This window comes from Monashia sp. HAY1-2A, from assembly GCF_056755315.1.
In genome coordinates, this window is the sequence record NZ_JBNDHY010000127.1 from 1 (window position 1) to 12452 (window position 12452).

9 protein-coding genes and 1 tRNA gene are annotated in these 12452 nt (G+C 69.0%); 7 read left to right on the plus strand and 3 right to left on the minus strand.

Annotated features, from left to right (window positions below; translation table 11 throughout):
• From ACPYOM_RS16685 to ACPYOM_RS16695, 3 genes are all read left to right on the plus strand, one after another.
• Positions 1–542 (plus strand): carbohydrate ABC transporter permease (locus ACPYOM_RS16685; RefSeq protein ID WP_481343258.1); only part of this gene is annotated, 542 nt, incomplete at its 5' end.
• 8 nt (positions 543–550) lie between these two features.
• Positions 551–1462, plus strand: a complete 912-nt coding sequence (locus ACPYOM_RS16690) for a carbohydrate ABC transporter permease (RefSeq protein WP_481343259.1) — start codon at positions 551–553, stop codon at positions 1460–1462.
• A gap of 133 nt (positions 1463–1595) precedes the next feature.
• Positions 1596–4085: a glycoside hydrolase family 3 protein gene (locus ACPYOM_RS16695; protein WP_481346816.1), complete on the plus strand. Its 2490-nt coding sequence runs from the start codon at positions 1596–1598 to the stop codon at positions 4083–4085.
• Between the two features lie 30 nt (positions 4086–4115).
• On the opposite strand, the gene ACPYOM_RS16700 is transcribed toward ACPYOM_RS16695, so the two are convergent.
• Entirely contained in the window at positions 4116–4427 is a 312-nt protein-coding gene (locus ACPYOM_RS16700; RefSeq protein WP_481343261.1) for a phenylacetaldoxime dehydratase family protein, read from the minus strand.
• 306 nt (positions 4428–4733) lie between these two features.
• Here ACPYOM_RS16700 and ACPYOM_RS16705 point away from each other — a divergent pair, with 306 nt between their 5' ends.
• Entirely contained in the window at positions 4734–5786 is a 1053-nt protein-coding gene (locus tag ACPYOM_RS16705; protein ID WP_481343262.1) for a LacI family DNA-binding transcriptional regulator, read from the plus strand.
• Between the two features lie 284 nt (positions 5787–6070).
• Positions 6071–9847: a discoidin domain-containing protein gene (locus tag ACPYOM_RS16710; RefSeq protein ID WP_481346817.1), complete on the plus strand. Its 3777-nt coding sequence runs from the start codon at positions 6071–6073 to the stop codon at positions 9845–9847.
• A gap of 210 nt (positions 9848–10057) precedes the next feature.
• On the opposite strand, the gene ACPYOM_RS16715 is transcribed toward ACPYOM_RS16710, so the two are convergent.
• Positions 10058–10134, minus strand: a tRNA-Phe gene (locus ACPYOM_RS16715).
• A gap of 260 nt (positions 10135–10394) precedes the next feature.
• Here ACPYOM_RS16715 and ACPYOM_RS16720 point away from each other — a divergent pair.
• Positions 10395–11003: a YceI family protein gene (locus ACPYOM_RS16720; RefSeq protein ID WP_481346819.1), complete on the plus strand. Its 609-nt coding sequence runs from the start codon at positions 10395–10397 to the stop codon at positions 11001–11003.
• Between the two features lie 9 nt (positions 11004–11012).
• On the opposite strand, the gene ACPYOM_RS16725 is transcribed toward ACPYOM_RS16720, so the two are convergent.
• Positions 11013–11534, minus strand: a complete 522-nt coding sequence (locus ACPYOM_RS16725; RefSeq protein ID WP_481346821.1) for a hypothetical protein — start codon at positions 11532–11534, stop codon at positions 11013–11015.
• A 116-nt stretch (positions 11535–11650) separates the two neighbouring features.
• Between ACPYOM_RS16725 and ACPYOM_RS16730 the strand changes: the two genes are divergently transcribed.
• Positions 11651–12452: IMP dehydrogenase (locus ACPYOM_RS16730; RefSeq protein WP_481346822.1), on the plus strand; the 802-nt coding region annotated here is incomplete at its 3' end.

A 12452-nucleotide genomic window follows, 5' to 3' on the forward strand; every position in this document is an offset into this window, starting at 1 on the left:
TCTACACACCGGTCGTGACGAGCATCGTCGCTGTTGCCGTGGTGTGGCGGTTCATCCTGCAGGACGACGGGCTGATCAACGCCATGCTGGGATGGATCGGCATCCACGGACCGGACTGGCTCAACAGCACCACCTGGGCGATGCCCGCCATGATCCTGATGGCGGTGTGGCGCAACATGGGCACCTTGATGGTCATCTTCCTCGCCGGCCTGCAGACCATCCCGGAGTCGGTGAAGGAGGCCGCCGCGATCGACGGCGCCGGTCGCTGGACGATCCTCCGCCTGATCACGCTGCCGCTGTTGCGACCAACCCTCCTTCTGGGGGCGGTTCTGTTGTCCGTGGGCTATCTGCAGTTCTTCGAGGAGCCGTATGTGATGACGAAGGGCGGTCCCCTGGACTCCACGCTCTCGGTCACCTACTTCACCTTCAACCAGTTCGGGTTCGGCAAGTACGGCACGGCCTCCGCGGCGAGCTACGTGCTGTTCGTCGCCATCGCGCTGCTGAGCCTGGTCCAGTTCCGCGCATTGCGACCAAAGGACTAAGGGTCACCATGAAGATCTCCGAGACCACACCGGTCGCGGCCGAGCCCGTCGGCCGTGGGTCCACCTCCGCGCCGACACGTCGCGGCGGCCCCCACGAGCGCGGCACGACTGCCCGGCAGCTGTTGGTCTATGCGGTTCTGCTCGTTGCCGTGGCCGCGACCATGCTGCCGTTTGTCTGGATGGTGCTGAGCTCGTTCAAGACCCAGGGCGAGATCCTCCGCAACCCGACCGGCTTCTTGCCCGCTGACCCCGGGTGGGGCAACTATGCCCGGTGGTTCAGCGACTTCCACATCCAGAGGTTCTTCCTCAACAGCCTCATTGTCGCGGTGGCGACCGTGCTCGGGAACCTGCTGTTCTGTTCCATGGTCGCCTACGCGCTGGCCAAGGTGGAGTTCCCCGGCAAGCGGCTGCTCTTCGCTCTGGTCATGGTCACGCTGATGGTTCCGGGGGTGGTCACGTTCGTGCCCCTGTTCGTGACGATCAGCAAGCTCGGGATGGTCGACACCTACCCGGCGCTGTTCCTGCCGTTCCTCACCTCGCCGATGGGTGTCTTCTTGATGCGCCAGTTCATACTCGGCATCCCGGACGAGCTGATCGAGGCGGCCAAGCTCGACGGAGCCAACGACTTCCGGATCTTCGCGAGGGTCGTGATGCCGTTGTGCGGCGCGCCGCTGGCGACGTTGGGGATCTTGACCTTCCTGTCATCGTGGAACGGGTTCCTGTGGCCCTTGGTGGCTGCCCAGAGCGACGACAAGTACACGCTGCCGGTCGCGCTGGCTCTGTTCTCGACCGGGCAGAACGCCACCGACTACGCCCTGCTGCTCGCCGGCTCCGTCCTGGTGGTCGGCCCCATCGTGCTGGTGTTCATCTGTCTGCAGCGGTTCTTCACCCAGACCGTGGCGATGACCGGCATCAAGTAGGCGTCGTCCTGCTGCTGGTGATTGTCGTCTTCCTTCTTTCCGACGTCACGTCGTTGCCGGTATGGCCACGACCGGCTCGAACTGAGAGCCATGGACCACCGCCGACCCACAGATCACCACGAGGAGAAGTGAATTGGTCGCGCAGACCCACGCAGACCCGACGCACGTAGACCGGACCCGTGAGGCGGCCGTGCAGGCCGCACTCGGCACGCTCGATCTCGACACGAAGGCGCGGCTGCTCGCCGGGCAGGACATGTGGTCGCTGCCCGCGCTACCGGAGATCGGGCTGGCGTCGCTCGTGATGTCCGACGGCCCCATCGGGGTCCGCGGTGTCCGGTGGACCGCCGACGACCCCTCGATCGCGCTGCCGTCCCCGACGGCGCTCGCCGCCACGTGGGACCCGGAGCTGGCCCGCCGAGCCGGCACCCTGCTCGCCCAGGAGGCGCGCCGCAAGGGCGTCCACGTGCTGCTCGCGCCGACGGTCAACCTGCACCGCTCTCCGCTGGGCGGGCGGCACTTCGAGGCGTACAGCGAGGACCCTTTGCTGACGGCTGAGATCGGGACCGGCTACGTCCAAGGCGTCCAGTCGGGGGGCGTCGGGACGACGGTCAAGCACTTCGTCGCCAACGACGCCGAGACCGACCGCTTCACGGTCGACAACGTGGTCTCCGAACGCGCCCTGCGTGAGCTGTACCTCGCCCCGTTCGAGGCGATCGTCGCGGGCGCGCGGCCCTGGGGCGTCATGACCGCCTACAACTCGGTCAACGGCACGACCATGACCGAGCACCACCGGCTGGTCAACGGAGTGCTGCGGGGCGAGTGGGGCTTCGACGGCGTCAACGTCTCGGACTGGACGGCCGCACGGTCGACGAGCGCCATCGCGGGCGGCCTCGATGTCGCGATGCCGGGGCCGCGGACCGTGTACGGCGAGGCCCTCGTGGCCGCGGTCCGCGCGGGCCACGTCGATGAGGCGATGGTGGACGATGCCGTGCGCAACGTGCTGCGGCTCGCTGCCCGTGTCGGCGCCCTCGAGGGCGCCGAGCCGGCGGTGACCGAGCTGCCTGCTGAGATCGACGGCGAGGCCCTGGCCCGCGAGATCGCTGGCCGCTCCTTCGTTCTCGTGCGCAACGCGGACGCGGGCGCAGCACGCCCGGTGCTGCCGATCGACGCGGGCGGCGTGCGCACGGTCGCCCTGCTGGGCGCGGCCGCGCGAGACGCGCGGGTGCTGGGCGGCGGGTCGGCGACCGTCTTCCCCAGGCGGATCGTGTCGCCCCTCGACGGGCTCACCGCGGCACTGCCCCCCGGGACGCTGAGGTATGCGCTCGGCGCCGATCCGGCCGACGGTCTCGCCGGGGCCGACGCGGGATTCGACCTGCGCGCGGTGTGCCGCGACGTCGCGGGCGAGGTGATCGGAACCCGGTCCGTGCCGGGCGGTCTGGTCCAGTGGCTGGGCACCGACCTGCCGGACGGCGTCACGCACGACGCCCTGCACAGCGTGGAGATCGCCGGGACGTTCACGCCACGTGAGAGCGGCGCGCACTCGTTCGGCTCCAGCGCCCTGGGCGCCCTGCGGCTCACCGTCGCCGGCGAGACCCTCTTCGGCGGCATGCAGGAGCCGGACCCCGGGTCCGACCCGATCGGGGTCCTCTTCGGTTCACCGGTCGAGCGGGGCCGGGTCGAGCTGACGGCAGGGCAGCCCGTCGAGGTATCGCTGCACTGCGTCGTCCCCAAGGCCGACGACGCCCCGTTCGAGGTCGTGGGCTTCTCCCTGCTGCATCGGGAGCCGCAGCGCGACGCCGACGAGCTCATCGCCGAGGCCGTCGAGACCGCGCAGGACGCCGACGTGGCGGTCGTCGTCGTCGCCACGACGGCGAGCGTGGAGTCCGAGGGCTTCGACCGGAAGGACCTCCGCCTCCCGGGGCGGCAGGACGACCTGGTGCGGGCCGTGGCGGCCGTGAACGCGAACACGGTCGTCGTGGTCAACGCCGGTTCCCCGGTGCAGATGCCGTGGCGCGACGATGTCGCGGCCGTCCTGCTCAGCTGGTTTCCGGGACAGGAGGGCGGCGCGGCGCTGGCCGACGTGCTGCTCGGCGCGGTCGAACCGGGCGGCCGGCTGCCCACCACGTGGCCCGCCGCGCTCGAGGACGCCCCGGTCACCCAGGTCACCCCGACGGACGGCGAGCTCCCCTACTCCGAAGGGGTCTTCATCGGCTACCGCGCCTGGGAACGGGCAGGGAGCAGCCCGGCCTACGCGTTCGGTCACGGGCTCGGCTACACCGACTGGACCTACGAGACGATCGCGACGGACGACAGCGCGACAGGGAGCCCCGCGGTGACGGTCCGGGTCCGCAACTCAGGCGAGCGAGCGGGTCGCGAGGTGGTCCAGGTCTACGTCGCGCCTGCCGAGCCCGGCACGGACCGGCCCGTCAGGCAGCTCGCCGGTTTCGCCGGTGTCGAGGCCGAGCCGGGCGAGGTCGCCGAGGTCACCGTCCACCTCTCGCCGCGCGCCTTCGAGATCTGGGACGAGGCCTCGGGCGCCTGGACGGTAGTCAAGGGCGAGTACGCGGTCGAGGCCGGCCGGTCGGTCGCCGACCGGCGACTGAGCGCGACCCTCGAGGTCTGAGCGTCTGGTCACTACCGAGCTGCCCGATCACTAAACGGACTGCGCGTCCCGATCTTCCAGCGCGCGCAGCATTCCGGTCTGCGGGTGGCAGCCGAGGTACTCGAAGTACTGCTCGTCCGCCTTAGCCACGGTGACCTCGTGGTGCAGCCTCAGTCGCGCCGCGGGACCCAGCGTTGACAGGTACTTCATCGCGGCCCCGAAGATCGCCTGGTGGGTGGGATGTTCGCGGGCCCATCGGTCGAGGTCCTCGAGGCTGCACCACCAGCTCAGCCCGGCCGGTGCGGTCCCGACGAACGCGGGTGTCGGCCCGGTACCGGCGTACTGGACACCCAGGTAGGCCATCACGACGCGGCTGACCGGTGGCGCGAACCGGGCCAATTCTCACGTGCCTCCACCTTCCGAGAAGCCGCGATCGGGAAGACCCGAAGTACTGTGGAAGTGGGCCAACTAACCCGCGTTAGCGCGAACATAGGGTCGAATCTGCGTCATCGTCAAGACGTGTGACAGAACGGACGAAACTGCCTTCAGCGGCAAGGCAGCCGCGAGGCATCCGCACGGGACCGCGCCCATCAGGCTGGTCGGCGATCCGCCTGCGTGGCTGTGCGTGGCAGCGGCTCGGAAGGCCCGGCAGGCTCGTACTCTGTCCGGGTGCCAGCTGATGGACGCCGCCCGACGGCGAGCAGACCGCGCCGCGTAGACGTCGCACGCCTGGCTGGTGTCTCGCCGGCGACGGTCTCCTTCGTGCTCAACCGAACCGCCGGGCAGACCATCAGCGACGAGACCCGACAGCGCGTCCTGCAGGCGGTGGCCGAGCTCGGCTACCGCCCCAACCGCGCCGCGCAGGGGCTGCGGCAGGGACGCAGCGCGACGATCGGCTTCGTCAGCCACGACGTGGACTTCGGTGAGTTCGCTGCCTCGGCCATCAAGGGGGCGCACGAGGCCTGCGTCCGCGAGGGCAACCTGCTGCTCCTCGTCAACACCGGCGGCTCGAACCGCCGGGCGGCCCAGCTGATCAGCGACCTTCTCGACCGCCAGGCCGACGCGTTGATCTTCGCTGCGGTCGGCACGAGGTCGGTCGTGCTGCCGGACCCGGCGCTGCGCGTCCCGACCGTCCTGCTCAACTGCTTCGCGTCCAACGACCCCGTGCCCGCCATCCTTCCGGACGAGGTGCGCGGCGGGCGCGAGTCCACCCAGGCTCTGCTCGACCTGGGGCACCGCGACATCGCCTACCTCACCGGCAAGCCGGGCCAGTGGGCCACCAAGGCCCGCGTGCGCGGCTTCCGGGAGGCCCTGCGCGGTGCGGGACTCAACCCGTCCGACCACACCGTGCTGTCCGGCAACTACCACGCGGACTCCGGCTACGAGCTCGTGCGCACGCTGCTGCGGCGCAAGTCGCGACCCACCGCGATCATGTGTGGCAACGACCGCATGGCGGTGGGCGCGCTCCTGGGCCTGTTCGAGGCGGGCGTGCGGGTGCCAGAGGACGTGTCGGTGATGGGGTACGACGACCAGTTCCAGCTCGCGGCAGAGGTGCGTCCGGCCCTGAGCACAGTGCTGCTGCCGTACCCCGGGATGGGGCGCCTGGCAGCCGAGCAGCTGACCAACGGCGGGCCACTTACCCCCGGCCGCACCTTGGTGCACTGCCCGGTCGTGATGCGCGACTCCACCGCGCCGCCACCGAGCAGCCGCAGGCGCCGCTGAAGCCGACCTACCGGGTTCACGCGCGCATCACCGCAGAAACTTCCGCGTAACAGGATCTTGACGCGGGCTTTCGGCGCGCTTAGCGTTGCTCACTAACCCGAATTAGTGACTGCTGTGGTGTCCGGTGATGCACGACCTGCCGTCGGTTCGCCAGCGCATCTGCGGGGATGGTGGCTGTCTCGGCCCTTCGGCGATGTGTTGCGGTCGGGCGACTCCATGGATCTGCCAACAGCCGCCATCGGCCGCACGATCCCTGACCAACAAGTTCCTTCGGAGGAATGAGCATGGCCAAGTTGAGAGCCGGGTCGCTTCTGGCGCCTGCGTTGGGTGTGGCCCTCGCGGCGATGCCCGTCGCGATCCCCCACGCACAAGCAGCATCGCCACCGGGTGCCAGCTCGCCCGTGCACGTGTGGCTCACGGACGTCTCGAGCGAGAAGTGGGTCGAGAAGCAGAGCGACGTCTCGTTCCAGACGAAGCAGACAGCCAACCCGCTGACCATCCAGGTGGACAACCGAATCAAGTACCAGAAGGTCACCGGGTTCGGGGCGGCGCTGACCGACTCGTCCTCCTGGCTGATCGACAAGCTGCCGGCCGCTGGTCGTGACACCTTGATGAAGAAGCTGTTCGACCCGGTGACCGGTGCCGGGTTGAGCATGGTCCGGCTGCCGATGGGCGCCTCGGACTTCGCGGCGAGCGGGAACTACTCCTACGACGACATGCCGGCCGGGCAGACTGACCCCACGCTGTCGAAGTTCTCCATCGCGCACGACGAGCCGTACATCATCCCGCAGCTGAAGCAGGCTCTCGCGCTCAACCCGTCGATCAAGATCACTGCCACACCGTGGAGCCCGCCGGGCTGGATGAAGACCTCCGACAACATGATCGGCGGCACCCTCAAGGACGAGTACTCGCAGGCGCTCGCCAACTACTTCGTCAAGTTCATCCAGGCCTACGGCAAGGCCGGTGTCCCGGTCCACTACGTGACACCGCAGAACGAGCCGCTGAACGCTCCGACCTGGCCGGGTATGGCCCTGACCCCCGCACAGCAGATCAAGCTGGTGCAGCAGATGGGCCAGGCGTTCGAGGCCAACAAGCTGTCCACCAAGATCCTGGCCTGGGACCACAACTGGGACGTGCCGTCGTACCCCGAGTCGGTCTACAACGACCCGACCACGAAGGACTACGCCGTCGGGGCCGGCTGGCACATCTACAGCGGCACCCCGATCTACCAGACGCTGGCCCACAACGACTACCCGAGCAAGGAGTCGTACCTCACCGAGGCCACCGGCGGCGACTGGCAGGCGAGCAAGCAGGTGGCCTTCCACGACGCCATGAACAGCTGGCTCATCGACGGCACGCGCAACTGGGCCAACGGCGTCATGCTGTGGAACATCGCCCTGGACCCCGACAAGGGGCCGCTCAACGCCGACACCAACGGCATCGGCATCTGCCGTGGGCTGGTCACGATCGACCCCAAGACCGGTGTGGTGACCTACAACGCGGACTACTACGCCCTCGCCCAGGTCAGCCGGTTCGTCAAGCCCAGCGCCCACCGGATCTACTCCAACTCCTTCGGTGAAGGCAGCGTCGAGAACGTCGCGTTCCAGAACCCCGACGGCTCGAAGGTCGTGGTGGCCTACAACGACAGCAACGCCGACAAGACGTTCAGCGTCGCCGACGGCACGCAGTCATTCGACTACACCCTGGGCGCCGGTGACGCCGTCACCTTCACCTACTCCGGGCCCACCCAGAACGGCAGCACGCAGGCGGCGACCACCGTCACCGACCCGAACCACGACTTCACCTTCGGCAAGACCGACCCGGTGACGGTCACCTACGACCCGGACCTGCTGCCCGTCCAGAACGGCATCAAGACCGGGACGGATCTGCTCACCTACTCGCTTCCGGCCGGTGCGTCCATCAAGACACCGGGCACCGAGCTGGGCCGGAGTGGGTGGACGGCAAAGGCCTCGTCGAGCGCGGTGTCGGACGCGGCGGCGAACGCCATCGACGGTGACGCCGACACCCGATGGCGTTCCGGGACCAAGGTGAAGAGCGGCGACTGGTTCCAGGTCGACTTCGGCGCTCCGACGAGCTTCAACAAGATCGTCATGGACAACACCGCGAAGAACGCCTTCGACTCCCTCGCGAAGTACCAGGTGTACGTCTCGAACGACGGCGTCAACTGGGGCAGCGCGGTCGCCGACGGCAGCGGGGACCTCCGGACGGTCGCCATCTCACTGGCACCGCAGAGGGCGCGGTACGTCCGCGTCGTCGCCAGCGCGGCGTCGTTCTTCTTCCGCTGGTCGATCGGTGAGTTCAAGGTGTTCGGGGGCACGAGCGGCACGGCGTCGATCCAGGCTCCGACCACCGTGCCGAAGGGCCTCGAGCAGAAGACGTGGACCGCGCCGGACGGCGCTGCCGTGGCGGTCGTCTACAACGGGAGCCGCAGCAGTCTGGCGTTCCCGGTGAGCAAGGACGGCGCCTACGCCTACTCGCTGCCCAGCGGCACCTCCGCGATGTTCACGACGCAGCCCTTGGCGAGTTACCCGAAGCCGACCTTCAGCAGCCTGGCCCCGAACAAGGGCATCCCGGGGTACAAGTTCAAGGTCACCGGCTCGCACTTCGGCAGGACCCAGGGCCTTGGCACCGTGTACTTCGGATCGGTCCACGCGAAGATCGACAGCTGGTCCGACACGAGCATCAGCGCGTACGTTCCGGCCGGACTCGCCTCCGGGAAGTACGACGTGTCGGTGATCGGTGCCGGCGGAGAGTCGGCGGGTGGAGCGCCGTTCACCGTCACCGGTCTGGGAACTCCACTGGACCCGGACGGTTGGACCGCGACGGCGTCTGACGTGAGCCCGTGGCCCACCGATGTGGTTGAGCACCTGCTCGACGGTGACGCCGACTCCCGGTACAGCTCCGGCAAGGCACAGCAGGACGGCATGTGGATCAAGGTCGACATGGGGCAGCCGCAGACCTTCAACAGGCTCGTGCTCGACTCCGGAAGCAGCACCGGCGACTACGCGCGCAGCGCCGACGTCTACGTGTCCTCCGACGGCGACAGCTGGACGAAGGTCTCCTCCGTCACGGCAACCGGCCAGCAGATCGAGCTGGCGTCGTTCCCCACCCAGACGGCCCGCTACCTCAAGGTCGTCAACACCGGCAGCGCCGGCAACTGGTGGTCCATCGCCGAGCTCGGCGTCTACAACAACACCGACCCGGACCCGGAGCCGGACCCGAAGGCACCGCTGGACAAGACCGGTTGGGCCGCAACGGCATCCGACGAGAGCCCGTGGCCCAACGATGCGCTGGCGCACATCCTCGACGGCGACACCAGCTCCCGGTACAGCTCCGGAGCCAGCCAGTACGACGGGATGTGGGTCCAGGTGGACATGGGTCAGCAGAAGACCTTCAACAAGGTCGAGCTGGACCCCGGCAGCAGCACCGACGACTACGCGCGCAGCGCCGACGTCTACGTGTCCGCCGACGGATCGGCCTGGACGAAGGTCGCCTCGATCTCCGGGGCCGGCCAGCCGACCCAGCTGGCGACCTTCCCGACGCAGACGACCCGCTACCTCAAGGTCGTCAACACGGGCAGTGCCGGCAACTGGTGGTCCATCGCGGAGCTCAACGTCTACTACGACGCGGCTCTTGACGCACCGCTGGCTCGAACCGGCTGGACCGCTACGGCATCCAACGAGAGCCCCTGGCCGAACGATGCGCTCGGGCACCTCCTGGACGGCGACATCAACTCGAGGTATAGCTCGGGGACCAGCCTGTACGACGGCATGTGGGTCCAGGTCGACATGGGCCAGCCACAGACCTTCAGCAGGGTCGTGCTCGACTCCGGAACCAGCATCGACGACTACGCGCGCGGAGCCGACGTCCTCGTGTCCGCCGACGGATCGGCCTGGACGAAGGTCGCCTCCATCGTCGCGGACGGCCAGCCGACGCAGGTCGCGACCTTCCCGGCGCAGACGGCCCGCTACCTCAAGGTCGTCAACACGGGCAGCGCCGGCAGCTGGTGGTCGATTGCCGAGCTCAACGCGTACGCGTAACGACGCCTGAGCGCCGATGCGGTCGGCGTGACCGGCCAGATCGGCTGAGGCAGGACAACGCTTGAGCTCCGGGCCCGGGTCAGCATCGCTGGCCCGGGCCCGTTGGCGCCCGGCCGCCAGGAGCCGCTCGACCGTACGATCCTCGACACGCAGGGGCAGTCCACCTACGACAAACCGCAGGTCACATCGGGTGTGACCTGCGGTTTCGGGTGGTGGCCAGGGGCGGGGTCGAACCGCCGACCTTCCGATTTTCAGTCGGACGCTCGTACCAACTGAGCTACCTGGCCGGATCTGCGCAAACAGATACCCGGATCGCTCCGGGCGACGCCAACTATAGCGCACGCCGAGGCGCGATCCGACCGGGCCGTGGCGCTACGCCCGCAGTGGGGGCGTCCTGCCCCCGGTGCTGCAGGGTCAGGAACGGGTAAAGTCAGAGCGTGCTCGTCGGGGCGTGCACGAGCGTCGGTTGCCGGACTGGGCAACGGTCGGCACCCCTGGGTCGTGAGAGACTTCCGCGACTCGAAACTCACGCGTGCAGGAGACACCAATGACGGACGACAGTTCGCCGCTGAACGGCGACTGGGACTTCGACCCGGCCCACACGCGCATCGGGTTCTCCGCGCGGCATGCCATGGTGACCACCGTCCGGGGGTCCTTCAACGACGTCAAGGGGCACTTCTACGCCGACCTCGACGACATGTCGAAGTCCTCGGCCGAGATCATCCTCAAGGCCGCCAGCGTCGACACCCGCAACCAGCAGCGCGACGACCACCTGCGCAGCGCCGACTTCTTCGATGTCGAGAAGTGGCCCGAGATCCGGTTCGAGAGCACCCAGATCGAGGAGGTCGAGGACCGGGCCTACATGGTCTCGGGCAACCTCACCATCCGCGACATCACCAAGCCGGTGACCATCCCCCTCGAGCTGCTCGGCGTCGAGACCGACGCGTTCGGCGCGCTGCGCGCCGGCTTCGAGGGTTCGCGTCGCATCAACCGCCGCGACTTCGGGCTCGAGTGGAACATGCCTCTCGACTCCGGGGGCGTCCTCGTCTCCGAGAAGATCTCGCTCGAGTTCGAGATCTCCGCTATCAAGCGGGACAGCGACCAGCAGACCAACGACGCCGAGAACGCCGACCCGTCCGGCGACGATCAGGGCTGACCGGCAGCCCTAGGCGGCAGGGCCCTTCGTACGCACGTCGGCCACGTGCGACATCGCCTCCCGCAGCTCGCCGAGCCAGTCGCTCTCGTGCTGGCCGACGAGCTTCACGCACCAGGCCAGGGCCTCGGCGCGCGACCGGGCTACCCCGGCGTCGACGAGGGTGTCGAGGACGAGCCGCTCCGGCTGGCGCAGCCGGGTCATGGTGGGAGCCGCGACGTGGGTCCACAGCTCGCTGCGGTCACCGACCCGCAGCCCCCACGACACCTTTCGGTCGAAGCGGTGCTCCGCCTCGCGGGCGATCTCGATGCGGCGGCCGCGGGTGTCCTCGCGGAACGCCTTCGCACGCCCGGCGCGGGCCTCGGCCCGTTCCGCGTCGCTCGAGCCGTCGGGCAGGTCGACGTCCTCGATGGTGAGCACGACCGTGATCTCCTCGCGGTCGACGCTGATCTGCGGCGTCTCGCGACGCCACTCCTCGGGCAGGCGGCCGGCGAACCAGCCACGGACCCGTTCCTGGGACTCATTCGTAATCATGTAATCATGATTACTCGGGCCCGGGGTGATGGCAATGGCCTACGCCCACGGCAGATCCGGCCGCGGGGGAAGACGCGCGAGCCCGTCCGTCCCCGCGCCGCCTAGAGTGAGTGACCGTGCAGTTCCTCAACGGCCTCCAGCCCCAGCTCGACCTGACCTACGACGACGTCTTCATGGTCCCGAGCCGTTCGTCGGTGACCAGCCGCCTCGACGTCGACCTGTCCTCGGTGGACGGGACGGGCACGACGATCCCGCTCGTCGTCGCGAACATGACCGCCATCGCGGGGCGCCGGATGGCCGAGACGGTGGCCCGTCGCGGCGGCATCGCGGTCGTCCCGCAGGACATCCCCACCGAGGTCGTGCGCGACGTCGTCGGCTGGGTCAAGGGCCGCCACCTCGTCCACGACACGGCGATCACCCTCGAGCGCCACATGACGGCGGGCGAGGCCCTCGTGCTGCTCGGCAAGCGCGCCCACGGGGCGGCCGTCGTCGTCGACGGCCCGAAGCCGGTCGGCATCGTCACGGAGAAGGACCTCACCGGCGTCGACCGTTTCACCCAGGTGCAGGACGTCATGCGCGAGGACATGGTGGTGCTGCCCGAGTCGGTGGGTCCGCAGGACGCGTTCGAGCGACTCTCCGAGGCGCGTCGCAAGGTCGCGCCCGTGGTGTCCGACTCCGGGGAGCTCGTGGGCATCCTCACCCGCGGCGGGGCCCTGCGCGCCGGCCTCTACAGCCCCGCGGTCGACGCGTCGGGCCGGCTGCGGGTCGCCGCCGCGGTGGGCATCAACGGCGACGTCGCCGCGAAGGCGTCCGAGGTCCTGGACGCCGGGGCCGACGTCCTCGTCATCGACACCGCGCACGGCCACCAGGACAAGATGATGGAGGCGTTGCGCGCCGTACGGGCACTCGGTCCGCAGG

Coding starts and splice junctions, on each gene's coding strand:
- ACPYOM_RS16710 (WP_481346817.1), top strand. CDS start 6,071: ATGGCCAAGTTGAGAGCCGGGTCGCTTCTGGCGCCTGCGTTGGGTGTG.
- ACPYOM_RS16720 (WP_481346819.1), top strand. CDS start 10,395: ATGACGGACGACAGTTCGCCGCTGAACGGCGACTGGGACTTCGACCCG.
- ACPYOM_RS16700 (WP_481343261.1), bottom strand. CDS start 4,427: ATGGCCTACCTGGGTGTCCAGTACGCCGGTACCGGGCCGACACCCGCG.
- ACPYOM_RS16725 (WP_481346821.1), bottom strand. CDS start 11,534: ATGATTACGAATGAGTCCCAGGAACGGGTCCGTGGCTGGTTCGCCGGC.
- ACPYOM_RS16690 (WP_481343259.1), top strand. CDS start 551: ATGAAGATCTCCGAGACCACACCGGTCGCGGCCGAGCCCGTCGGCCGT.